The sequence below is a fragment of the Streptomyces sp. NPDC002265 genome (assembly GCF_040296125.1).
In the GTDB taxonomy this organism is placed as follows: domain Bacteria; phylum Actinomycetota; class Actinomycetes; order Streptomycetales; family Streptomycetaceae; genus Streptomyces.
In genome coordinates this window covers 1-22,292 of sequence record NZ_JBEOWS010000144.1, presented here as the reverse complement: position 1 = coordinate 22,292, position 22,292 = coordinate 1, and the positions used below count along the sequence as shown (strand labels likewise).

Here is a 22,292-nt window from a genome sequence, read left to right as displayed (position 1 = left end):
CGGGCGCGGGGGGGGGGGGCCTGGGGTCGCCCCGGTGGCCCGGGCCGGGCGCGGCGGGGGGGGGGGGGGGGGGGGGTGCGGGGCGCCGCCCCGGGGCGCCCGCGCCCGGGCGGGGCCCCCCCCCACTCCGGGTCAGCCGGAGGCGAGGGCCTGCACCTTGTCCAGGCCCCCGTTGAACCTGTCGTGGTCGCCGACCGTCGGCCCGGACGAGGTGTACTGCCACATCGTGTGGGAGGACCAGCCGGCCGGCAGGGCGCCCACGGTGGAGGCGTACCGGGCGATCCACAGCGGGTTGCTCGCCCCGAAACCGCTGTAGTTGCCGGTGCACTGGGTCCACCAGCTGGTCGCCGTGTAGATCACGGCGTCCCGGCCGGTGCGCTCCTCGTAGGTCTTCAGGAAGTCGCGGATCCAACTGACCATCCCGCTCTTCGACTTGCCGAAGCAGGCGTCGCCGTACGGGTTCCACTCGATGTCCAGCACACCGGGCAGTGTCCTGCCGTCGTCGGACCAGTCGCCGCCGTGGTCGACGAAGTAGTTCGCCTGGCTGACGCCGCTGCTGGTGTCGGGGGTGGCGAAGTGGTACGCGCCGCGGATCATGCCGACGTCGTAGGCGCCGGCGTACTGCCGGGCGAAGTACGGATTCTTGTAGGACGTGCCTTCCGTGGCCTTGGTGTACGCCCATCTGACCCCGCTGTTCCACAGGGTCGGCCAGGCGACGTCGCCCTGGTAGCTGGCGACGTCCACCCCCTCGCTCTGCGAGGACTTGGTCTCGAGGGGGATGCCGTCCTGGCCGTCATGGGCCACCACCCCCATGCCCATGAAGGCGCCGCCCCGCTCCAACGAGCCGTCGCCCTGCCGGGCCACAGCGAGGGGTTGGACGAGTGAGCACGCGCCGACCAGCAGGCCGGTGACCAACAGCCGGGTGCGGCCGATCGCCGCGATCGTGGGTAGTCGCACGGGACCCATCTGAACCGCTGCGGCCGGTGACCGCATCTCAGATGCCGCCTGATGGGGCGACAGCGGCCGCGCCCGGTCCGAATGGCCGCGGCCGGGTCGCGGGGCCCGCGGGGCGTGCCGACGATGGATCCGACCCCCCTCCGCCAGCACCGCCGAGGACACCTTCCATGACCCGTATCCCCTTCGGAGCCGCCGCCAGGTCACCTCGGCCGGCTCCGGCCGTAGCGGCCCTCGCCTGCGCCGTCGTGATCGGCGCCCTCGCCGGCTGTGGCGGCGGTTCGCAGTCGAACACCCCCGCGGGCGGCACGTCCGCTCCGGTCACCGGCTCGTTCTCCGGCCAGCCGCCGTCCGCCCTGGCGTCCGCGGCGTCGTCCGCGGTCGCCTCCGCCAAGGCCTCCGCGTCCGCGGCCGTCTCCTCCGCCGCCGCCCGCGCCTCGGAGTTCGAGGCCTCGGTGGACGCGGACACCGCCCGGGCGAGCGAGACCGCGAAGAAGGCCCTGGCGGACGTCCAGGGCAGCGGGAACGCCACCTCCGAGGTCGCCATGAGCGGGTTTCCCAAGGCGCAGACCGGAGGCGTGCTGGCGGTGCTGGTCCGCATCACCAACAAGACCCAGGCGAAGGCCTCGTACGCGGTGCAGGTCGATTTCGTGGACAAGGACGGCAAGGTGGTGGAGACCCGGTTCGTCGGCGCCGAGAACCTGGCGCCCGGCGCGAAGAAGGAGCCGATCGCGTTCAGCAGGCAGTCCGTCAGCATGGACGTCACCGCCAAGCTCGCCAAGGCGCAGCGCTACTGACGCCCGCCGGGAAAACCAGATGATCCGCGCGCGGCCGGCTCCCTAGTCTGAGGGCATGGACACCACGGACGCCGACGGGCTGCTGAACGTGATCGACCTGGAGGCGACCTGCTGGGACGGGCAGCCGCCGCCCGGGGCGGTGAGCGAGATCATCGAGATCGGGCTCACCGTGGTCGACCTGCGCGCCCGGGAGCGCACGCAGCGGCACCGGATCGTGGTGCGGCCCGTACGGTCCACGGTCTCGGCGTTCTGCACCGAGCTGACGGGGCTCACCCAGGCCCAGACCGACCGCGGGGTCGGCTTCGCCGAGGCCTGCCGGATGCTGTCCGAGCGGTACGCGGCGGGCGTGCGGCCGTGGGCGAGCTGGGGTGACTACGACCGGCGCCAGTTCACCCGGCAGTGCCGGGCGCAGGGGGTGGCGTATCCGTTGGGCCATCCCGCCGAGCGCACGCACACCAACGCCAAGGCGGTCTTCGCCGAGGCCTACGGGCTGCGCGGGCGGCCGGGCATGGCGCAGGCGCTGCGGCTGGCCGGACTGCCGCTGGAGGGGCGGCACCACCGGGGTGAGGACGACGCCTGGAACATCGGTGCGCTCGTGCTGGACCTGGTGGCCCGGGGTGCCTGGCCGGTCCCGGCACCGGGGTCGGCGCCGGGGTCCGGGTGAGCGGTCAGCGGGTGTCGGTCGTCCTGCCCAGATAGGTCAGCGGTCCCGGGTCGGGCACCGGGATCTCGTGGAAGCCGAGCCGGTCGTAGAAGGCGCGGGCGTCGGTGTTGGCCGTGACCATGCCGAGGTGGACGGCCGGGACGCCCCTGTCGTGCAGGGCGTCGAAGAGGGTGTGCATCAACTGCCTGCCGTACCCGCGCCGCTGGAACCCGGGGAGCAGGTCGATGTGCAGGTGGGCCGGGTATTCCTTGAGTTCGGAGAGGACCATGCGCTCGGGCCGGTGCAGCAGGCCGATCATCTCCTCGGTCGGTGTCGTGGCCGGTCCGGCGAGCGGCGGGTACCGGCCGGCGACGCGCGGGATCCAGCGGTCGCGGAAGTCGAGGGCGAACCGCTCGGTGTCGGCGGTGCCGACGACGTAGCCGCCGACGCCACCGTGCCCGTCGTCGAGGATGAACGCGAGCCCCGGTTCGAGATGGCAGTACGGGGTGGCGAACAGGGTCGCCATCAGCCGCTCGTCGGGGTAGATGTGCCGGGAGTCGCCGCCGAGGTCCGCGGTGCGGGCGCACACGTCGGCGACGCCGTCGTCGTCGGACGCGCGGTAGGAGCGTATGTGCGGCCCGCTCATGAGGTCACCCCGAAGCCCTGCGTCGTGTAGGCGCATTCCGTGTAGATGTAGCCGGACTCCAGCTTGGCCGTGTCCGAACCGGCCGAGGCGGTGCTGTCGTTCTTCGGCCGGTGCACGAAGTATGTCGTCCCGACGGGGAGTTGGATGGTGCGCTGCGGATACTTCTTGCCGCTGTCGCTGCACGGTTCGGCACCCAGCAGGCTGGTCCCGCCGAAGGGGTAGACGGTGCAGCTCCCGCAGGCCTTGAGCGTGAAGCTGCCGGTGACCGGGCCCGTGTACAGGACGGTGATCTCGTCGGGGCTGTCGTTCTTGACGGTGACCGAGATGCTGCCGCCGGAGCGGTTCGTCGGGACGCGCTTCCCGGCGGCGGGCAGCGTCTGGGCGACCTCCGCCGCGATGGCGAACTTCTTCGCCATCGCGGCCTTACCGGAGCCCCGGTGGCCTGTGGCGTACGTGTTCATCGTGGCCTGCGCGTCCTCGAAGTCGCCGTCCTTGTACTGGTCGACGCCGCACGTGTAGGTCCCCGCGTCGGCGCCCGCGCGGGCCCGCCGGGCGTCCTTGTCGAGGGCGTCGCCGATGCCGGCCTGCCCCGCGGGCACATCGTCGATCCGGGTGGCCAGGGCCTTCAGCTTCTCGACGGCCGTGCACGGCTCGTTGCCGCGCAGGCCCTTCTCGGTGGCGCCGACGGCGGCGGTGACGGCCGGTGCGACCTTCGCCGTCTGCTCCGAGTCGGGGAAGGTGGTGAGCAGTTCACCGAACCGGTCCGGCCAGGTGGTCTGACCGGAGGTCAGGGCGTCGGCGGCGCACTCGTAGAGCGAGGTGGCCAGGCGGTCGTCGGGCCAGTTCTCCAGGACACCGAGGTCCGTGCCGGGCATCGCCTTCGGGACCGTGCGCAGGTATCTCAACGGTGCCAGCGCATCGCAGTAGTTGCCCGCGTCGTACGGGGCGCCGACCGTCCGGTAGAAGGTCATCAGCCGGTCGGGGACCTCGGCGGCCGCTCGTGAGCCGGGGTGGTCGGCCTGCAGGTCTCGGTAGACGGTCAGCGCCTTGCGGTAGTCGGCCTGTGCGCTCTCGAAGTGGGCCCCGCGGTTCGAGGTCACCAACCGGTCGGCCTCGCCGAGCCGGTCGAGGAGCATCTGCTCGACCGCCTCGTCGCGGGCGCTGTCGTAGAGCACGACGCCGCCGGCCGGTGCCGCGAGCAGGACGAGGCCCAGCGCGAGCGCGAGGGGTGCGCGGAGCGGCCACCCCGGCCGGGTGCGCAGGCCCACGACCGCGCCGTGCGCCGCGACGGCGAGCAGGAACAGGGCGTAGAGGACGAGCACGGCCCCGGGGACGCCGTCCGGGTCGGCAGGCAGCGCCACGAGCAGCAGTAGCGCGGTCGCGGCCCAGCAGACCGCCGCCAGGATCCGTCTTCGGACGAGCAGGTAGCCGAGGCCCAGGCCGCTGAGGTTGAGGACGGCCACCGCGACCGCCCGGACGCCGTCGGGTGGCGCGGGTGGTGGCGCCGGAGGTATCGGCGGCATCGGAGGCACCGCGTAGTCACCCTGGCGCGCGTCGTACCAGTCCCCGGACATGTCGGCTCCCCCTGTCAACTACGCCCGTATGTAAGAGAGTTGTCAGTCTAGGGCGGAAATCGACAGATCGACAGGGACATCGAGGGCCGTATGACGGCCGGTACCGACCGCTCTCGAGTGCCCGGCAGAACTTCAACTCATAGTCAGGACAAGGCAATTCAGACAGTAGGCACAGAACTGAACAGAGGGCGAAGGGATTTGGGCCCAACTGATCCTCGACCGTGCGAGAGCGGTCGATGACAGTGTGTACTGTGCTGCGAGCGCGCCTCGACAGCGGGGCTCGGACACCCTGCCCCGACCGACTTTCCCTGGAACCGATTCGATGATCGAATTACCGGACCTCGTGACCGGCGGACTGACCGCAGGCACCCTGTCCGCGCTCGCCCTCGGCGGCCTGTTGCTGCGGTCGCGGCGCCAACAGCACCGACAACGGCTGGAGATAACCTCCCTGCGCACCCAGCTGGACGGTCGTTCGCGCGCGTTCACCGCCGAGGTCGAGCACCTCGCGACCCGGCGCCTGCCCGCCGCCGCCCGGCAGCCCGCCCACCGGCACATCACGGTCCCGGGCCCGCTGCGGACGCAGACCGCAGGAACCCCGCTGGGCATCGCGCTGGAGGGCGTCCTGGACGGGCTGCGCACCGAACTGGCCGCGCAGCGCACCCGGATCGACGCGGCCGCACAGGCTGGAATGCGCGGCGCCACCCGGGAGATCCAGGCCGCCCTGTACCGGCTCCAGGACGCCTTGCGCGCACTGCAACAGCGCTACGACGACCCCGAGCTGACCCTGACCCTGTTCCAGCTGGACCACGAGAACGAGCAGTCGCTGCGCCGGGCGCAGATCGCCGCGGTGGTGTGCGGGGCCTGGGTCGGCCTGGCACGCGAGGAGTCGCACCTGGTCGACGCCGTCACCGGCGGCCAGGCGCGGGTGCCCGGATACCACCGGGTCAAGGTCCACAACCATCTGAGGCCCGGCACCGCGCTGGTCTCGCACGCCGTCGAGCCCGCCGCCATCATCGTGGCCGAACTGCTCGACAACGCGCTGCGGCACTCGGCGCCGGACACCGACGTCGTGGTGAACCTGGAGCACGTCCACCACGGAGTATGCGTCACGGTCGACGACGCGGGTCTGGGCATGACCGAGGACGAACGCGCCCGTGCCCAGCGGCTGGTGGGCGGCCGCGAGCCGATCCTGCTGACCGACCTCGGCGACCCGCCCCGCATGGGACTGGCCGCGATCGGGCAGCTGACCCGGCAGTTCGACCTGACCGTGGACGTCTCCTCGCCCTCCCCCTACGGCGGGGTGCGCGCGGTGCTGCGGGTCGACAGCCATCTGCTCAGCCGCATCGACCCGGCCGAACGACCGCCGGCGGCCAGCGCCCCACGCACCACACACGTCCCGCAGCGGCCGGAGCCTGCCGCCGCCCCGGCCACCGCCGCCCCGGCCCACACCTACGGGACCGAACCGGACGACGACGCCCCGGCATCCGGGGCCGGGCACCGCACCCCTGAGCACGACGAGGCCCCGGACGGCCCCCGGGACACCGGCGGACTGCCGCAACGCCGCCGCCGGCCGCGGGTGAGCGCCGCCGCCGAGGCCACCGCGCCCCGCCCGGCCCGCCGACCCGAGGAGGCCGCCGCGGCGCTCGGCGCGCTCCAGTCGGCCACCGCCGCGGCACGTTCCGGATCCGCCCCGGACCTCGGCCCGGATCCCGATCCCGCCCCGGACCCCGGTCCCGCCCGGGACTCCGCACCCGGACCCGTATCCGAACCCGTCGCCGCGCGCCCGTCCGCGCAGTTCGCGGCCGACGACACCGAACAGACCGACCACGAAGGAGGAACGGCTCGATGACCAGCCGCGACACGGGTGACATGGCATGGGTCCTGGAGCCGATCCTGCAGGTACCGCACGTGGTGGCCGCCGTGCTGCTGACCAGGGACGGACTCGTCAAGGGATACACCGACGCGCTGTCCCGGCCGTCGGCGGAGCGGGTGGCCGCCATCACCAGCACCGTGCAGGGGGCCTGCCGGACCGCCGCGGCGGCGTTCGCCGACCGGGACCGGGCCGAGGTGCGCCAGGTCGTGATCGAGTCCGACCACGGCTACGTACTGATCGTGCCCACGGACCACGGCACCTGCGTGGCCGCGTACGGCGACCCGGAGGCCCGGCTCGACCTGCTCGGCCACCGGGTCCACTCCCAGGTGGCCCGGCTGGGCGAGAAGACGATGGCCGCCGCGCCCCGGGGGACCGACGGCGGCGCGCCGACATGACCGGCCGCCCAGGCGGCCGTCCCCTGGTTCCCGCGTACCTCTCGACCGGCGGAGTGGCGCGGCCCAGCCGACCCCATCTGGAGCGGCTGTCGGTGCTCACCGGCAGCGGAGAGTCCGCGCCCGAGGATCTGACGGCGGCTCAACTCGCCCTGCTGGACGTCCTGGAGGACGGATCGCTGACGGTGGTGGAGGCGGCCGCGCTGCTGCGGCTGCCGGTCTCCGCGGTGCGGGTGCTCACGGCCGCACTCCTCGACCGGGGCCTGGTGCTCGCCCGCGCGCCGATCCCGACCGCCGACCGGTTCGAACCCGACCTGTTGAAGAGAGTGGCCGATGGCCTCCGCGCCCTCAAGCACTAGTGGCATCCACCTGCCCGACACCGCCCGCGACCTGGTGAAGATCCTGGTCGCGGGTCCCTTCGGGGTGGGCAAGACGACCCTCATCGACTCGGTGTCGGAGATCCGGCCGCTGCACACCGAGGAGCACCTCACCCAGGCGTCCGAGCAGGTGGACGACCTCGACGGGGTACGGGAGAAGGCGACCACCACCGTCGCCATCGACTTCGGCCGGATCAGCCTGCCGGGCGGGGTCGTGCTGTACCTGTTCGGCACGCCCGGCCAGGAGCGGTTCCGCTCGCTGTGGGACGACATCGCGTACGGGGCGCTGGGCGCCCTGGTGCTGGTCGACAGCCGGCGGATCGACGCGTCGTTCGACGTGCTGGGGCTGGTGGAGGAGACCGGGCTCCCGTACGCGGTCGCCTTCAACGCCTTTCCCGACGCCCCGCGCCACCACACCCCCGAACAGCTGCGCGCCGCCCTGGACCTGGAGCCCGGCACCCCGATGGTGACGTGCGACGCGCGGGACGCGAACTCCTCCCTCGACGCACTGCTCGCCCTGGTCGAGCACCTGATCGACCGCGACCCCCCGGAGAACCGGTGACCACCCTGCCCCCCGCCCAAGAGGCGTTCTCCCGCTCCGCGCCCGTACGGCTGTGGGAGGACGGCTTCGCCCGTGATCCCGACCGCTACTACGCCGCACTGCGCGCCCAGGGACCGGTCGGCTGGGGCGAACTCGCGCCGGGCGTACCGGCGTACATCGTCACCGAGCGGCAGGCCGCGCTGGAGGTGCTGCGCGACACCGCCGCCTTCTCGCACGACCCCCGGCCGTGGGAGAACACGGTCCCGGACGACTCGCCCGTGCTCGGCATGATGCGGTGGCGGCCCAACGCGCTGTTCGCCGACGGCGCCGACCATGTCCGCTACCGCACCACGCTCATCGACGTCTTCGACGACGTCGAACCGCACGACCTGCGCTCGCGGGTGCACCGTGCGGTGCACGTGCTGGTGAGCCGGTTCGGGCCGGACGGCCGGGCCGATCTGGTGGCGGACTTCTCGCGGCCGCTGATGGCACTGATCTTCAACAACCTGTTCGGGCTGCCGGACAGCCAGGGCGACCGGCTGAACCGGGGTCTGGGCAAGATGATGGAGGGCGGCGCCCAGGCGGTCGAGGGGGAGGCCGAGTTCGCGCAGTACGTGCTGGAGCTCATCGCTGCCAAGGCCGAGCGGCGCGGCGACGACCTGCCCAGCCGGCTGCTGGACCATCCGGCCGGGCTGACCGCGGAGGAGGTCACCTGGCAGGTGTTCCTCACGCTCGGCGCCGGTTTCGAGCCGACCGCGAACCTGCTGTCCAACGCGCTGTCCAGGATCCTCGGCAACCCCCTCTACTACTCCACCCTCACCAGCGGGGCCCGGCCGGTGACGGACGCGGTCCTCGAGGTGCTCCACCACGAGACGCCCCTGGCCAACTACGGCATCTACTACGCGGTCGAGCCGCTGTCGTTCCACGGGGCGTGGATCCGGTCCGCCGTGCCGGTGGTCGTCTCCTACGGGGCGCTCGGCCGCTTCGCCGAGCGCGAGGTGACCTCCGTGCGCCGTCCGAACGACGCCTCCCACCTCTCCTGGGGCGCCGGACCGCACACCTGCCCGGTACGGCAGCACACGCTGCTCATCGTGACCGAGGCCATCGAGCGGCTCACCCAGTGGCTGCCCGACGTGGAACCCGTGCTCGCCCGCGAGCGCCTGAGCTGGCGGCCCGGCCCCTTCCACCGCTCGCTGACCGCGCTGCCCGTCCGTTTCAGCCCCCGCTCCCCCGACCAGCCAGGAGACCCCTCATGAGCGTCACCGACCGCGTCGCCCTCGACCCGTTCGGCAGCGACATCCCGGCCGAGAGCGCGCGGCTGCGCGCGCTCGGCCCGATCGTGCCGGTGGAGCTGCCCGGCTCCATCCCCGCCTGGGCGCCGACCGGCTACGACACCCTCAAGGAGCTGATCCTCGACCCTCGGGTCAGCAAGGACCCGCGGCTGCACTGGCGGCTGTGGCCCGAGGTCGGCGAGCACCCCGCCTGGGGCTGGATCCTGGGCTGGGTGGGCGTGGTCAACATGCTCTCCACCTACGGCGGTGACCACACCCGGCTGCGCAGGCTGGTGGCGCCGAGCTTCACCCACCGGCGCACCGAGGCGCTGCGTCCCCGGGTCGAGGCGGTGACGGCGGAACTCCTCGACGCGCTGGCCGAGGCCGGCCAGGACGGCGGGCCCGTCGATGTGAAGGAGTGGTTCGCGCACCCGCTGCCGCTGCGCATCATCTGCGAACTGTTCGGTGTGCCCGAGGAGTTGCGGGACGCCACCGCCCGGCTCATCGCGGCCATCATGGACACCTCCGACCCCACTCCGGAGCACGCCGCCTTCGTGCAGGAGCAGATCGGTACGGTCCTGGGCTCGCTCATCGCCCACCGCAGCGAGCACCCCGGCGACGACCTGACGACCGAGCTGATCCGGGTGCGGGACGAGGACGGCGACCGGCTCTCCGGCGAGGAACTGCTCTACACCCTGCTGCTGGTGATCGGGGCGGGCTTCGAGACCACCGTGAACCTCATCGGCAACGCGGTCGTCGCCCTGCTGAAGGACCCCCGGCAGCTCGCGGCGGTGCGGGCGGGCGAGACCGGCTGGGACGCGGTCGTGGACGAGACGCTGCGGGTGCACCCGTCGATCGCCTCGCTGCCGCTGCGGTTCGCCGTCGAGGACCTGAAGGTCGGTGACGTGACGATCCCGGCCGGCGACGCGATCATCACCACGTACGCGGCCGCGGGTCTGGACCCCGCGCACTACGGGCCCGACGCGGACACCTTCGACGCCGCGCGCGGGGCCGACGACCATCTGGCGTTCGGTATCGGCGTGCACCGCTGCATCGGCGCGCCGCTGGCCCGGATGGAGGCCCTGACCGCGCTGCCCGCGCTGTTCGACCGCTTCCCGGACCTCGCGCTCGCCGTCGACGCCGGGGAGCTGCGCCAGGTGCCGTCGTTCATCGCCTTCGGCTGGCAGGAGATCCCGGTCCGGCTGCACGGCTAGGGCCCGTCCTGCGGATCAAGTCGCAGAAAAGCCAGGGCACGGCTCATGCGCCGGGGCCGCGACCGGTCCCCCGTTCCGGTCGTGCCCCGGCGGCTCCCAGAACCTATGTGGATGACGCACCGGTTGTGAATCGCGGGCGTGCCCGGTGGGCGGCCCCGGGCACTCACCTGTGCACAAGTGCGTCCGGATGGCCCGTTTCCTCCTGACGGGGCCGCGGGTCGAGGGCGGGCCTGTCGAGTTCCTCGGTGACCAGATGGGCCAGGACGACCTCGTACAGATCGCTGCCCGCGGTCAGCAGCCGGCGTTCGAGTACCGGCTCGGCGCTGCGGACGTGCTCCCGTACGGTCTGGGCGTGGACGCCGATCTGCTGCGCGGCCCGTTCCGCGTTGCCGCCCGCGGCGAGCCAGGCGCGCAGGCTGCCGCGCAGGTCGCGGGCGTCGGTGTCCAGACGGCCCAGCAGGTCCTGGGCCCAGGTGCGCAGCGCGGGCCCGGTGAGCAGGTCGTCCAGGCGGGCGGGGGCCGGCCGCGCGGCGGTCCCGTCCGCCGGGAGGCCGACCTGGGTGTTCAGTGCCAGGTGGACGGCGGCCCGGACGGTGAGCGCGGAGAAGTCCGTGGCCAGCAGGGACTCCACGCGCTCCATCCGGGCGCGGACGGTGTTGCGGCTGACGCCGAGGATCTTGGCCGCGTTGACAGCCGTGAACTCCAGCCCCAGCCGGGTGGTGGCGAGCAGTTCGGCGCTGGTGTGGTGCGCGAGCGTGTCCAGCGGGCGCAGCAGGGCCGAGGTCCAGGCCCGCAGCGCGGCCGGGTCCATCAGCCGTCCGGGATGGGTGCGCTCGGCGTACACCGCGGTGCGGTCCGTGCGGAAGCGGGCGACGGCGAGCGCGCTGACCGCCTGTCCGTAGGCGGTGGCGGTGCACGCGAGGTTCTGCCGGGTGCTGCCGCCGAGGTAGGTGCCGGCACGGCCGGCGATCAGTGCGCGCAGGGCCTCGCCGGTGGCCTCGCGGGGCGTGACGACGATGACGTGGGCGTCCATGGCGGGGCAGCGCACGACCAGGGCCTGTTCGCCGGTCGCCTCCACACACCGTTCGGCGAGTTCGTCGCGCTCCTCGGTGCGGCCCTCGAGGACGTAGACGCCGGCCGTGTCGGTGTCGAGCAGGCCGGGCCACAGGCCCGCGGCGACCCGGCGCGCCGAGACGGTGTCCTCCACCATGAGCAGTTGCAGGATGGCCAGCCGCAGATCGGCGGCGGCGCGCTGGAGCCGGCGTACGGTCGTGGTGGTCCGGCGGGCCCGCAGCAGCACTTCGAGGACGGCGGCGGTGTGGGTGACGATCTCGGAGGCGCGCCGGTCGAAGGGGACGGCGCGGTCCACCGTCAGCAGCGCTGCCGAGGACCTGCGCTGGAGTTCGATCCTGACCAGCCGCAGATGGCGCCCCCGGCCCTGCCAGGCCGCGGAGGCGATACGGCCGGCGACGACGTCGGCGGCCAGGGACTCGTCGGGGAGCGACTCCCCGGAAAGGGACCCGTCGGGGAGGGACCGGTCGGGGAGGGTGGCGGGCCCGGCGAGCAGGGTGCCGGTGTCGTCCCGCAGGGACACGTTCGCGTCCACCGTGGCGGCGAGCCAGTCGACGACCCTGCGGACGTCACGCCCTGCGGGACGCAGCAGCTCGAGAAGCTCCTGCGCCCATGTCGAGGTGTCGCCCTCCGTCATGCGTCCACCCTCCTCACCGCCGCTGACCTGAGCTTTCCTGGTCGGCGACGTTACCTCACGACCGGGCGGCGCTGACAGGGCCGCGGGCACGGCCCCGTCGTCGCGGCCCGGCCCGGTTCGGCCTGCACCGCGGCCCGCCCCGCTCGGCATAAGCTCGTGCAATGGCGAAGTACTACGACGTACACCCCGACAACCCGCAGCCGCGCACCATCTCCCAGGTCGCCGAGAGCGTCCGTGCGGGCGCCCTGATCGCGTACCCGACCGACTCCTGCTACGCGCTCGGCTGCCGGCTGGGCAGCCGCGACGGGATCGACCGGATCCGGTCCATCCGCGCTCTGGACGACCGGCACCACTTCACCCTCGTCTGCCAGGACTTCGCGCAGCTCGGCCAGTTCGTGCGGGTGGACAACGACGTGTTCCGGGCGGTCAAGGCGTCGACCCCGGGCAAGTACACGTTCATCCTGCCGGCGACGAAGGAGGTGCCGCGCATGCTGCAGCACCCGAAGAAGAAGACCGTCGGCGTACGCATCCCCGACCATGTGGTCACCCACGCCCTGCTCGCCGAGCTCGGCGAGCCGCTGCTGTCCAGCACGCTGCTGCTGCCGGGCGAGGACGAGCCGATGACCCAGGGCTGGGAGATCAAGGACCGGCTGGACCATGTCCTGGACGGCGTGGTGGACTCCGGGGACTGCGGCACCGAGCCGACGACGGTCGTCGACTTCTCCGGCGGCGAGGCGGAGATCGTACGGTACGGGGCCGGTGACGTCACCCGGTTCGAGTGAGCCGGCCCGGCGCGCCCGTGGCTGGGTTCGGGTGCCCAAGTGGGTTTCTTCCAGAGTCAGTTCACGGTCCGGCAGACAGTGCGTGAGACCATGATCACGGTCCGGGGCACCGGGCCGCCCCGTTGCTCGCCGCCGACCGCGCAGAGAGGCAGACCCATGACCGCCGTACAGGGAACAGCCGTGGACATCCCCACCGAGGACGGCACCGCCGACGCCTACCTGGCCCATCCGGCGGACGGGCTCCCCCGCCCGGGGGTCCTGCTCTACCAGGACGCCTTCGGCCTGCGCCCGCATCTGCGGTCGATGGCCGACCGGCTGGCCTCGGCCGGTTACACGGTGCTGGTGCCCAACGTGTTCTATCGCAGCGGCCGCACCCCCGTCTTCGATCTGCCCGAGTTCATCGACCCGGAGGCGCGTCCCGAGATCTGGGGCCAGATCGTCCCGGTCATGCAGGCGCTGACGCCGGAACTCGCCGTACGCGACGCCGACGCCTATCTGCGGTGGCTGGCCGACAGCCCGCTGGTGGCCGACGGACCGGTGGCGATCACCGGTTACTGCATGGGCGCCCGGCTGGCGCTGCACACGGCCGGCGCCTACCCGGAGCGGGTCGCGGCCGCGGCCGGCTTCCACGGGGGGCGGCTGGCCACGGACGCGCCCGACAGCCCTCACCTGGCCGCCGAACGCATCACCGCCGAGCTGTACTTCGGCCACGCCGACGACGACCCTTCGCTGCCCGAGGAGCAGATCGAGCGGTTCGAGCAGGCGCTGACGGCCGCCGGTGTCCGGCACCGCTGCGAGGTCTACCCCGGCGCCTCGCACGGCTACACGCAGGCCGACACCGCCGCGTACCACAAGGAGGGCGACGAGCGGCACTGGGCGGCGCTGCTGGACCTGCTGGAGCGCACCTTCTGATCCGACGCCGGCCCTCGGGCGGGCCCGCCCGGCGAACAAGGACATCCCGCACGCGGTGGGAGCCCGCGTGCGGGATGTCGTTCGTGCGGAGGAGGGTCAGCTGGTCGTCACGGCGGTGTCGTCCACGACGAAGCTGGTCTGGAGGGAGGAGTCCTCGACACCGCTGAACTTGATGCTCACGGTGGAGCCGGCGAAGGAGGACAGGTCGAAGGTCTTCTGGGTGTACCCCGTGGCCTTGTTGAGGTTGGAGTACGTCGCCAGGGTGGTCGATCCGGCGGTGACCGTCAGCTTGTCGTACGCCGTGCTGGTGGTGGTCTCCGCGGTGTCGATGTGCAGCCAGAAGGTGAACGACGCCTTGCAGCCGCTGGGGATGGTCACCGACTGCGAGAGCGTGTCGGTGTGCGTGGAGCCGTAGCCGTCCAGCCAGGCCTTGTACGAGCCGCCGTGGGCCGCCTGACCGGAGTCGGTGGTGATGACTCCGCTGGTCGCGGTCCAGGTGGTGTTGCCGGACTCGAAGCCCGGGTTGCCGAGCAGCTGCGTCGAGGTGCAGGTGCCGCCACCGCCGGAGCTGACGGTCCAGGTGAAGGACGCGGTGCCGGTCGCTCCGGTGCTGTCCGTGACGGTCACCGTGGTGCTGTACGTCCCGGCCGTGGTCGGGGTACCGGTGATCGCGCCGGTGGAGCTGTTGATCGACAGGCCGGTGGGCAGGCCGCTCGCGGAGTACGTGAGCGAGCCGCTGTTGGTGCTGCTGGCCGAGATCTGCAGGCTCACCGCGGTACCCACGGTGGAGGACTGACTGCCCGGGTTGGTGACGGTCACACCGTTGGCCGGCGGGGTGACGTGGCTGCCGACGTTGATGCCGGCGAACGCGTTCGCCACACCCGCGTACTGGGTGGAGCTCGCGCCGTACAGGGCGGTCGCGGCGTTCAGCGCGGCGGTACGGGCGGCCGCGTAGTTGGTGCTGGACGTCATGTACGTCGTCAGCGCCTTGTACCAGATCTGCAGGGCGGCGGCGCGGCCGATGCCCGCGACGGCGACGCCGTCGGAGGTGGTGCTGTTGTAGGTGACACCGTTGATGGTCTTGGTGCCGCTGCCCTCGGAGAGCAGGTAGAACATGTGGTTCGCCGGGCCCGAGGAGTAGTGGACGTCCAGGTTGCCGACGCCGGAGTACCAACTGTCGGCGGAGGCACCGTCCTTGGACGGCTTGTCCATGTAACGCAGCGGGGTGCCGTCGCCGTTGATGTTGATCTTCTCACCGATGAGGTAGTCGCCCACGTCGGTCGAGTTGTTGGCGTAGAACTCCACGCCGGTGCCGAAGATGTCGGAGGTGGCCTCGTTCAGGCCGCCGGACTCACCGGTGTAGTTCAGGCCCGCGGTGTTGGAGGTGACGCCGTGGCTCATCTCGTGGCCCGCGACGTCGAGCGAGGTCAGCGCGTGGGTGCTGCCGGAACCGTCGCCGTAGGTCATGCAGAAGCAGCTGTCGTCCCAGAAGGCGTTGACGTACGCCGTGCTGTAGTGGACGCGCGAGTAGGCGGCGACACCGTTGTTCTTGATGCCGCTGCGCCCGAAGGTGTTCTTGTAGAAGTCCCAGGTCATCTGGGCGCCGTAGGCGGCGTCGGCGCCGGCGGTCTGGGTGTTGGAACCCGCGCCGGTGCCCCACACGTCGTCGGCGTCGGTCATCAGCGTGCCGGTGCCGGACGTGCCGTTGTTCAGCGAGTATGTCTTGTGGCCGCCGCGGGTCGAGTCCGTCAGCTGGTACGTCGACCCCGACAGCGTGGTGTTCAGGGTGACCGTGCCGCTGTACTGGGTGTTGCCCGTACCGGTCTTGATGTCCTGGAAGCGGCCGAGCTCCGCGCCAGTGGTGGCGTCGGTGACGACGTGCAGCCGGCTCGGCGTGCCGTCGTCCTGGAAGCCGGAGACCACCGTCTCCCAGGCGAGCTTCGGGGTGCCGCCGGCGGCCCAGATCACCTTGCGGGCGCTGTCGGCCGCGGGCTGCTGCGCGTCGAGGGACCTGGCCGTCGTCAGGGCCTTGGTCTCGGCCGCCGCCTTGGTGAGAGCCGGGGTGGTGGAGGACACCTTCACGGCGTTCTTGTTGTTGAAGGTCGTGCTCACCGTGCCGGTGGCCTGCGAGGCGGGCGGGGTGTGCACCACGAGGTCGCCGCCGAGGACCGGCAGGCCGTCGTAGGTGCGCTCGTAACGCGTGTGGACGGTACCGTCGTTGTCCTTGACGACGTCCTTGACGACGAGCTTCTCCTTCGCGCCCAGGCCAAGGCTCTGGGCGGTCTGGGTGGTCTTCGAGGCGGCGCTCTTGATCAGCGCCGTGTGCTGGGCCGGGGTGAGATCGGCCGTGAGGCCCCCGGTGCGCAGGGGGCTGGGGTGGGGGGAAACGGACTGTGCCGACGCCGGAACGGACTGGATGCCGACAGCGAGGAAGGCGGCGGTGGAGAGCAGGGCTATTCCTACCGCGGTCCGCTTGCGGGGGTTGCGTCTCACTCGTTCTCCTACTGCTGCGGCCGTGGGGTGCGACCGGTGACAGACCGGGCAGACGGGTGTGCTGTCCGGGACGAGCCGAGTTGTGCGGGGCCGTTGCTGCGCAGGGAACTGTGACTGCTCTGTGCAGCAATACCGGCGAGAATGACAGGCTTGACCAAGTCATGTCAGCTACGCAAAGGGCAATCGAGGGTTATCCCTCTGTGCGCGACGCCTGACTGTACGCACCGGACCAGCATCCCGATCCGCCCCGGCCGCACTGTCTCCGCGCACGAATCCGGCTCCCCCGTCAGGGCCGCCGGGGATGCGTCCCGGGCGCGTTGCTACGGTGCCCGGATGTCTGACTCCTCACGCGACACGGCCGCAGGTGCGGGCTGGGGCACCGCCGAACTCGGCACGTACGGACGGCTGATGCCGGCCGAGGTCGAGAAGTTGTCGTGGCTGAACCCCAGAACGCTGTGGGCCGCCCGCAACGGCGTGCTGGCCTCCTGGTTCGGCGATCCGACCGGCCGCACCCGCACCCGCTGGGCGGAGCAGGCCGCGGCGTCCGGGGCGCCCGCCGACAGGATCGTCCGGCGCGACGACCCGGACCGGTTCTCCTTCATGGTGATCGGCGACCCCGGAGAGGGCGACGAACCCCAGTACGCCGTCGTACCGGGCTTTCTGAAGGTCGCTCAGGACACCCGGTTCGCCGTCGTGGCCAGTGACGTGATCTACCCCGTGGGCAGCGCCGACGACTACGAGGGCAAGTTCTTCCGGCCCTACCGGGCCTACCCGGCACCGGTCTACGCGATACCGGGGAACCACGACTGGTACGAGGACCTCGGCGCGTTCATGCGCGTCTTCTGCGGCGACGTACCGCCGCTGCCCGCCGAGCCCGCGCCCCGACCGCTCACCCGGGCCTGGCTGCGGCATCTGCTGTGGCACCGGTCGCGCCCCGGCGACGGACAACATCTCGACCAGGCAAGGAAGTTGCGCTCCTCGGCCGGTCAACAGGCGCTCCAGCCCGGCCCCTACTGGGCGATCGACGCCGGACCCGTCAGGATCGTCGGCATCGACACCGGCCTGCTGGGCACGATCGACGCCGAGCAGGGCGCGTGGCTGCGCGAGGTGTCCCGGGGTCCCCGCCCCAAGATCCTCGTCACCGGATCGCCCCTGTACGTGGACGGAGAGCACCACCCCTGCCCGGTCGAGGGCGGCGGCACGGTCGACGACGTGGTCCGCGACCCCGCCCACCACTACGTGGCCGCGATCGGCGGCGACATCCACAACTACCAGCGCTATCCGGTGGACGTGGACGGCCGGACCGTGCAGTACGTGGTCTCGGGCGGCGGCGGGGCGTTCATGCACGCCACGCACACCATCCCCCGCGTCCGGGTCGCGAACGTCGACGAGCACGACTTCCGCTGCTACCCGCTGCGCGGCGACTCCCTCGCCTTCTACAGCCGCCTGTACGGCCGCCGGCTGCGCCTGCGCCGCTTCTTCACCCTCACCGAGGACGAGGCGACCGCCGTCATCGCCGAGCGCCTGGGCATCACCCCGGCCCGTGCCCCGGGGCAGGCCGTCCGGGTCACCCGGCGCGTCCGGCTGGTCGCCCGGCTGCTGGGCGCGGGCAGCCGCCCCGGCCGGAAGCCCCGTTTCCGGCTGCCGGTGCGGAAGATCTACACGCAGCTGTTCTCACCGGGCTCGGCCACGTACAGCCCGCCGTTCTTCAAGAGCTTCCTCCGCGTGGACGTCACCCCGGACGCGGTCCGGCTGCGCTGCTTCGCGGCCACCGGCAACCTCGCCCAGGAGCTCGACCCGCCGGTCGAGGACGACGTCGTCATCCCGTTGCGCTGACTCCGGCGGCGCCGCGAGCCGTACGGCGGCTCGCGGGCCGTCGGTTCACCAGCGCCCCGCCTCGGTGCCGACGAGCGGCCGCGACGGTCTGCCGTCGGTGCCGACCGGCACGTCACCGGCGAGCATCACCCGGTGCATGGTGCGGGGGAAACCGAGGTGGGCGTTGTCGGTGGGCGCCAGGTGGATGGTGGCGCGGTTGTCCCAGAAGGCGACACTGCCCGGTTCCCAGCGGAAGCGGACGGTGTACTCGGGGCGGACCGCCTGCTCCAGCAGCATGTCCAGCAGCGCCCGGCTCTCCGCGCGGGACACGTCGGTGATCTGGTCGAGGTAGTACCCGTTGACGTACAGCACCCGCTCCCCGGTCTCCGGGTGGACCCGCACCAGCGGGTGCTCGGACGCGACCTGGTGGTCCAGCAGGTGGCGTACGTACGCGTCCTCACCGGGGCGCGGCCGGTAGCCGACGCCGAGCCGGTGCTCGGCCCGCAGGCCGTCGACGAACGCCCGCACCGGCGCGGACAGTCCGGCGTAGGCGGCCGCCAGGTTGGACCAGGTGGTGTCGCCGCCGTAGGGCGGGACGGTCTCGGCGCGCAGGATCGTCGCGGCCGGCGGGTCGACCCGGGCACCGTGGTCGCAGTGCCAGCCGCGCAGCAGGGTGTGCCGGCGGCGCTCCAGCCACTCCTCGTGCTCCATCCCGAAGCGTCCGCCCAGCTCCAGCCGGTCGGCGGTGGTCTCGATCAGGGGGAAGCCCGCGGGCGAGGCGCCGCCCCGCCGGTTCGGCGCGACCGGCTCGCCGAACCGGCGCGCGAACGCCAGGTGCCCGGCGTGGTCGAGCCGCTGTCCCCGGAAGAACACCACCTTCCAGCGCAGCAGGGCCGCCCGGACCGCGGCCACCTGGGCGTCGTCGAGGCCCTCGGCCAGGTCGACGCCCTCGATCTCGGCCCCGATGTGCCCGGCGACCGGTCTCACCTCCACTCCGGCACCCCGCGTCGGCCCTTCCGTCGTACGGCTGTCCGTCGTATGGCCGTCCGTCTTACGACTGCCCGTCGTCCGGCTGTCCCTCGTCATGCGCACTCCGCTGGTTCGGCGACATCATCCCCGTTGCGTCCATCGGGCTTCTCCCCCGTCCGCCCGGTCGATCATTCCGCCGGGCGGGGATCCCGACGGCCACGAGGAGTTCCGACGCCCGCAAGGGCCGCAGATATGCAGATATGCGGAATGCGGCCCCGGCCCGGCTTCTGTGCCTCTATGTTCACAGCGGCACCCCGCCGCTCGCCCACGCACACCAGGAGGCCCGCGCCATGCGCACCCTGCTCCGCACCATGGTGACCGGGGCGGTCGCCCTGACGACCGTCCTGGCCTGCGGCACCGCCCGGGCCACCCCGGCCGGTCCCGGCGTCACCGCCCGGCTCCTCGCCGAGCGGACCGTGGGGAACACCGACTACGTGCTGCGGGAGATAACCGTCCCGCCCGGCCAGGCCACCGGCTGGCACTACCACGACGGCCCGCTCTACGGCTTCGTGAAGCAGGGCACGCTCAGCCACTTCGACTCCACCTGCGCCTCCGACGGCATCTACCGCGCAGGCAGCACCATCCAGGAGCCGGCCGGAGCCGGCAACGTGCACATCGGCCGCAACCTGGGCGACACCCCGCTCGTCCTCGACGTGCTGTACGTGCTCCCGCACGGGGCACCGTTCTCCGAGGACGCGCCCGACCCGGGCTGCCCCTTCCAGTGATCACTGCGGTGGCAGCGGCTGCTCGGCCCAGATGATCTTTCCGCTGCCGGTCTGCCTGCTGCCCCAGCGCTGGGTGAGCTGGGCGACGAGCAGCAGTCCGCGCCCGCCCTCGTCGAAGGCATGGGCACGGCGCAGATGCGGGGAGGTGGAACTGCCGTCGGAGACCTCGCAGATGAGGGCGCGGTCCCGGATCAGCCGGAGCTGGATGGGCGGATGGCCGTAGCGGATGGCGTTGGTGACCAGTTCGCTGGCGACGAGTTCGGTGACGAACGCCGTCTCCTCCAGCCCCCAGGCGCTCAGCTGCTCGGTGACGGCCTGCCGGACGGCGGCCACCTGCTCGGGGTCCGGTGAGACGGCCCAGGTGGCGACCTGGGCCGCGCCCAGCGCCCGGGTGCGGGCCAGCAACAGGGCCACGTCGTCGCCGGGCTCCTCGGGCAGCACGGCCTTGAGCACGCTGTCGCAGAGGCCGTCGAGCGTGTCGGTGCGCGCGGTCAGCGCACGGCACAGGTCTGCGGTGACGCTGTCGACGTCCCGGGCACGGTCCTCGATCAGACCGTCCGTGTAGAGGGCGACGATCGCGCCCTCGGGCAGTTGCAGCTCGGTCGCCTCGAACGGCAGCCCGCCGACACCGAGCGGCGGTCCCGGGCTCGTCCCGATGAGCTGTGCGGTGCCGTCGGGCAGCACGACGGCCGGGGCCGGGTGGCCGGCGGAGGCGAAGGCGAGCCGGCGTGTGGCGGGGTCGTACACGGCGTAGAGACAGGTGGCGCCGAGTTCGGCGACCTCGCCGCCGCCGTCCTCCGTCGCAAGGTGGGCGACCAGGTCGTCGAGGTGGGTGAGGAGCTCGTCCGGCGGCAGGTCCACGTCGGCGAGGGTGCGCACGGCCATGCACAGCCGGCCCATGGTCGCCGAGGAGGCGATGCCGTGCCCCACGACGTCGCCGACGACCAGCGCGACCCGGCAGCCGGACAGCGGGATCACGTCGAACCAGTCGCCGCCGATGCCCGCGACCGATCCGCTGGGCAGGTATCGGTGGGCCACGTCGACCGCCGCCTGTCCGGGCAGTCCGCGCGGCAGCAGGCTGTGCTGGAGAGCGAGCGCCGTCGCGCGCTCGCGGGCGAAGCGGCGGGCGTTGTCGATGCACAGGGCCGCCCGGCCGGCCAGTTCCTCGGCGAATACGGCGTCCTCCGCCACGTAGTCGTCCGGATGCGCGATGCGCACGGCCACCGCGACGCCCAGGGTGACCCCACGGGCCCGCAGCGGCACCGCGATCATCGAGTGGACGCCCTCGCGGAACGCCCGGCCGGCGGGGGCCCGGGCGTCGCGCTCCGCGAACCATCCGGCGAAATCGGGGTCACCGGCGCAGCTGACGATCGCCCGCCCCTCCCGCAGGGCCCGCACCGGCGGACAGGACGGCGGGTACAGGTCCGTCTCGCCCCGGTGGACAGCCGCCTCCGGGGTGCCCTCGGTGACGGAACCGTGGGCGACCCGGCGCAGCACGGTCTCGTCGTCCGGCCCCCGGGGCGGCTCGTCCGCCCACAGGACCCAGTCGAGCAGGTCCACACTGACGAAGTCGGCGTAGTCCGGCACCAGGAGTTCCACCATCTCCTCCGCGGTGCGCACCACGTCCAGGGTGGTGCCGATGGCGGCCGACGCCTGGTTCAGCAGACCCAGCCGCCGCTGGGCCCAGTACTGGTCGCTGCTGTCGAGCGCCGCGAGGGCGACCGCGGTCACCTCGCCCCCGGCGTTCCGCACCGGCCACATCTCGACGGTCCAGGCGCGCTCCCCGTCGAGCGCGGGCACGCCCGTGAAGCTCTCGTAGCGCACCGGCCGGCCCGTGTCGGCCACCTGGCGCAGATGATGCAGGATGCCCCGGCTGTTCTCGGGGTCCGCGACGGTGTCCGGCAGATACCGGCCGTGCAGGTCCTCCTCCGGCACTCCCAGCACCTGACAGGCCACGTCGTTGACGCGCAGGTAGCGCTGCCGGACGTCGAAGACCGACATCGACATGGACGCCTGCTGGAAGACCTGTCCGGCGAGCAGGGGTTCCGCCTCCCGGGCCCGCTCGGCGGTCACCACATAACCGTCGGGGACATCCCCGGCGCCCAGTACGGGGCAGGCGATGAGCCGCAGGGCGACGGTGGAGCCGTCGCGGTGGCGCAGGACGGCGGTGCCGGTGGTGGCGGCGGGCGGCGGCAGCGGGCCGGCCCGCAGATCCTCGGCCAGCAGCTCGCGCGCCGGCCGGCCCACGACCTGGTCGGCGCCGTATCCCGTCAGCGATCGGGCACCCTCGCTCCAAGCGGTAACGACACCCCGGGCGTCGACAACCGCCACGGCTGCGACATGCTCCATATCACCCAGGATGATCCGATTGTCCCGTCGCATCAAGCGCATGGGTTCCGGCGGCGCGACGGAACCCCCCAGACACCTCCAGACGGCTCCGGACGCCCCGGAACACCCGCCGGCCCCGCCGCCGGGTGCGACGGAACCTGCCCCTCCCGTGGGGCATCCGTCGGCGGGGCGGCCCCGGGGACGGATGCCCCACGGTG

General features: G+C 72.5%; 19 protein-coding genes. 12 read left to right on the top strand and 7 right to left on the bottom strand.

Features of this window, described 5'->3' with window-relative positions; genetic code table 11:
- Nucleotides 1–132: 132 nt before the first annotated feature.
- On the bottom strand, nt 133–966 hold the full coding sequence (locus ABT085_RS24215) for a lysozyme (protein ID WP_502982794.1): 834 nt from the start codon (nt 964–966) through the stop codon (nt 133–135).
- Nucleotides 967–1,124: 158 nt separating this feature from the next.
- On the opposite strand from ABT085_RS24215, the gene ABT085_RS24210 reads away from it, so the two are divergent.
- A complete protein-coding gene (locus ABT085_RS24210; protein WP_351611574.1) occupies nt 1,125–1,751 on the top strand; it encodes a hypothetical protein in 627 nt (208 codons plus the stop codon).
- 55 nt (nt 1,752–1,806) lie between these two features.
- Nucleotides 1,807–2,415: a 3'-5' exonuclease gene (locus ABT085_RS24205; protein WP_351611571.1), complete on the top strand. Its 609-nt coding sequence runs from the start codon at nt 1,807–1,809 to the stop codon at nt 2,413–2,415.
- Nucleotides 2,416–2,419: 4 nt separating this feature from the next.
- Here ABT085_RS24205 and ABT085_RS24200 read toward each other — a convergent pair whose 3' ends face one another.
- Entirely contained in the window at nt 2,420–3,040 is a 621-nt protein-coding gene (locus ABT085_RS24200; protein WP_351611568.1) for a GNAT family N-acetyltransferase, read from the bottom strand.
- Nucleotides 3,037–4,614, bottom strand: a complete 1,578-nt coding sequence (locus ABT085_RS24195; protein WP_351611565.1) for a hypothetical protein — start codon at nt 4,612–4,614, stop codon at nt 3,037–3,039. The genes ABT085_RS24200 and ABT085_RS24195 overlap by 4 nt, the downstream gene beginning before the upstream one ends.
- Nucleotides 4,615–4,936: 322 nt before the next feature.
- On the opposite strand from ABT085_RS24195, the gene ABT085_RS24190 reads away from it, so the two are divergent.
- From ABT085_RS24190 to ABT085_RS24165, 6 genes are read left to right on the top strand one after another with little or no spacing between them, the layout of a single operon-like run.
- Complete coding sequence (locus ABT085_RS24190; protein WP_351611562.1) at nt 4,937–6,463, top strand: ATP-binding protein; 1,527 nt, start codon at nt 4,937–4,939, stop codon at nt 6,461–6,463.
- The gene (locus tag ABT085_RS24185; protein ID WP_152893754.1) at nt 6,460–6,882 is read left to right on the top strand and encodes a roadblock/LC7 domain-containing protein; all 423 of its coding nucleotides are present in this window, start codon (nt 6,460–6,462) and stop codon (nt 6,880–6,882) included. The genes ABT085_RS24190 and ABT085_RS24185 overlap by 4 nt, the downstream gene beginning before the upstream one ends.
- On the top strand, nt 6,879–7,238 hold the full coding sequence (locus tag ABT085_RS24180; RefSeq protein ID WP_351611558.1) for a DUF742 domain-containing protein: 360 nt from the start codon (nt 6,879–6,881) through the stop codon (nt 7,236–7,238). Before ABT085_RS24185 ends, ABT085_RS24180 begins: the two co-directional genes overlap by 4 nt.
- Nucleotides 7,213–7,818, top strand: coding sequence for a GTP-binding protein (locus ABT085_RS24175; protein WP_152893752.1), 606 nt, complete (start codon nt 7,213–7,215; stop codon nt 7,816–7,818). The genes ABT085_RS24180 and ABT085_RS24175 overlap by 26 nt, the downstream gene beginning before the upstream one ends.
- The gene (locus ABT085_RS24170) at nt 7,815–9,053 is read left to right on the top strand and encodes a cytochrome P450 family protein (RefSeq protein WP_351611554.1); all 1,239 of its coding nucleotides are present in this window, start codon (nt 7,815–7,817) and stop codon (nt 9,051–9,053) included. Before ABT085_RS24175 ends, ABT085_RS24170 begins: the two co-directional genes overlap by 4 nt.
- A complete protein-coding gene (locus tag ABT085_RS24165; RefSeq protein ID WP_351611551.1) occupies nt 9,050–10,282 on the top strand; it encodes a cytochrome P450 family protein in 1,233 nt (410 codons plus the stop codon). Before ABT085_RS24170 ends, ABT085_RS24165 begins: the two co-directional genes overlap by 4 nt.
- A 163-nt stretch (nt 10,283–10,445) precedes the next feature.
- Here the strand turns inward: ABT085_RS24165 and ABT085_RS24160 are convergent, their stop codons facing one another.
- Nucleotides 10,446–11,990, bottom strand: a complete 1,545-nt coding sequence (locus ABT085_RS24160) for a helix-turn-helix domain-containing protein (protein ID WP_351611548.1) — start codon at nt 11,988–11,990, stop codon at nt 10,446–10,448.
- A gap of 161 nt (nt 11,991–12,151) precedes the next feature.
- Between ABT085_RS24160 and ABT085_RS24155 the strand changes: the two genes are divergently transcribed.
- On the top strand, nt 12,152–12,772 hold the full coding sequence (locus ABT085_RS24155; RefSeq protein WP_351611545.1) for an L-threonylcarbamoyladenylate synthase: 621 nt from the start codon (nt 12,152–12,154) through the stop codon (nt 12,770–12,772).
- A 156-nt stretch (nt 12,773–12,928) separates the two neighbouring features.
- Nucleotides 12,929–13,684 (top strand): dienelactone hydrolase family protein, encoded by a 756-nt coding sequence (locus ABT085_RS24150; RefSeq protein ID WP_351611543.1) that lies wholly within the window; start codon nt 12,929–12,931, stop codon nt 13,682–13,684.
- A 96-nt stretch (nt 13,685–13,780) separates the two neighbouring features.
- Here ABT085_RS24150 and ABT085_RS24145 read toward each other — a convergent pair whose 3' ends face one another.
- Nucleotides 13,781–16,177 (bottom strand): M4 family metallopeptidase, encoded by a 2,397-nt coding sequence (locus ABT085_RS24145; protein ID WP_351611541.1) that lies wholly within the window; start codon nt 16,175–16,177, stop codon nt 13,781–13,783.
- 333 nt (nt 16,178–16,510) lie between these two features.
- Here ABT085_RS24145 and ABT085_RS24140 point away from each other — a divergent pair, with 333 nt between their 5' ends.
- Nucleotides 16,511–18,013 (top strand): metallophosphoesterase family protein, encoded by a 1,503-nt coding sequence (locus tag ABT085_RS24140; protein ID WP_351611539.1) that lies wholly within the window; start codon nt 16,511–16,513, stop codon nt 18,011–18,013.
- 45 nt (nt 18,014–18,058) lie between these two features.
- On the opposite strand, the gene ABT085_RS24135 is transcribed toward ABT085_RS24140, so the two are convergent.
- The gene (locus tag ABT085_RS24135) at nt 18,059–19,078 is read right to left on the bottom strand and encodes a TauD/TfdA dioxygenase family protein (RefSeq protein ID WP_351611537.1); all 1,020 of its coding nucleotides are present in this window, start codon (nt 19,076–19,078) and stop codon (nt 18,059–18,061) included.
- A gap of 233 nt (nt 19,079–19,311) precedes the next feature.
- Here ABT085_RS24135 and ABT085_RS24130 point away from each other — a divergent pair, with 233 nt between their 5' ends.
- Nucleotides 19,312–19,746 (top strand): cupin domain-containing protein, encoded by a 435-nt coding sequence (locus ABT085_RS24130; protein WP_351611535.1) that lies wholly within the window; start codon nt 19,312–19,314, stop codon nt 19,744–19,746.
- Here the strand turns inward: ABT085_RS24130 and ABT085_RS24125 are convergent, their stop codons facing one another.
- Nucleotides 19,747–22,095 (bottom strand): SpoIIE family protein phosphatase, encoded by a 2,349-nt coding sequence (locus tag ABT085_RS24125; RefSeq protein WP_351611531.1) that lies wholly within the window; start codon nt 22,093–22,095, stop codon nt 19,747–19,749.
- Nucleotides 22,096–22,292: the final 197 nt, after the last annotated feature.

What these genes read in the sequence shown, in the direction of transcription:
- ABT085_RS24140 (WP_351611539.1), top strand. Translation starts at nt 16,511, where the DNA reads ATGTCTGACTCCTCACGCGACACGGCCGCAGGTGCGGGCTGGGGCACC.
- ABT085_RS24150 (WP_351611543.1), top strand. Translation starts at nt 12,929, where the DNA reads ATGACCGCCGTACAGGGAACAGCCGTGGACATCCCCACCGAGGACGGC.
- ABT085_RS24185 (WP_152893754.1), top strand. Translation starts at nt 6,460, where the DNA reads ATGACCAGCCGCGACACGGGTGACATGGCATGGGTCCTGGAGCCGATC.
- ABT085_RS24135 (WP_351611537.1), bottom strand. Translation starts at nt 19,078, where the DNA reads ATGACGAGGGACAGCCGGACGACGGGCAGTCGTAAGACGGACGGCCAT.
- ABT085_RS24215 (WP_502982794.1), bottom strand. Translation starts at nt 966, where the DNA reads ATGGGTCCCGTGCGACTACCCACGATCGCGGCGATCGGCCGCACCCGG.
- ABT085_RS24205 (WP_351611571.1), top strand. Translation starts at nt 1,807, where the DNA reads ATGGACACCACGGACGCCGACGGGCTGCTGAACGTGATCGACCTGGAG.
- ABT085_RS24155 (WP_351611545.1), top strand. Translation starts at nt 12,152, where the DNA reads ATGGCGAAGTACTACGACGTACACCCCGACAACCCGCAGCCGCGCACC.
- ABT085_RS24200 (WP_351611568.1), bottom strand. Translation starts at nt 3,040, where the DNA reads ATGAGCGGGCCGCACATACGCTCCTACCGCGCGTCCGACGACGACGGC.
- ABT085_RS24180 (WP_351611558.1), top strand. Translation starts at nt 6,879, where the DNA reads ATGACCGGCCGCCCAGGCGGCCGTCCCCTGGTTCCCGCGTACCTCTCG.
- ABT085_RS24130 (WP_351611535.1), top strand. Translation starts at nt 19,312, where the DNA reads ATGCGCACCCTGCTCCGCACCATGGTGACCGGGGCGGTCGCCCTGACG.
- ABT085_RS24195 (WP_351611565.1), bottom strand. Translation starts at nt 4,614, where the DNA reads ATGTCCGGGGACTGGTACGACGCGCGCCAGGGTGACTACGCGGTGCCT.
- ABT085_RS24210 (WP_351611574.1), top strand. Translation starts at nt 1,125, where the DNA reads ATGACCCGTATCCCCTTCGGAGCCGCCGCCAGGTCACCTCGGCCGGCT.
- ABT085_RS24160 (WP_351611548.1), bottom strand. Translation starts at nt 11,990, where the DNA reads ATGACGGAGGGCGACACCTCGACATGGGCGCAGGAGCTTCTCGAGCTG.
- ABT085_RS24175 (WP_152893752.1), top strand. Translation starts at nt 7,213, where the DNA reads ATGGCCTCCGCGCCCTCAAGCACTAGTGGCATCCACCTGCCCGACACC.
- ABT085_RS24125 (WP_351611531.1), bottom strand. Translation starts at nt 22,095, where the DNA reads ATGGAGCATGTCGCAGCCGTGGCGGTTGTCGACGCCCGGGGTGTCGTT.
- ABT085_RS24190 (WP_351611562.1), top strand. Translation starts at nt 4,937, where the DNA reads ATGATCGAATTACCGGACCTCGTGACCGGCGGACTGACCGCAGGCACC.
- ABT085_RS24165 (WP_351611551.1), top strand. Translation starts at nt 9,050, where the DNA reads ATGAGCGTCACCGACCGCGTCGCCCTCGACCCGTTCGGCAGCGACATC.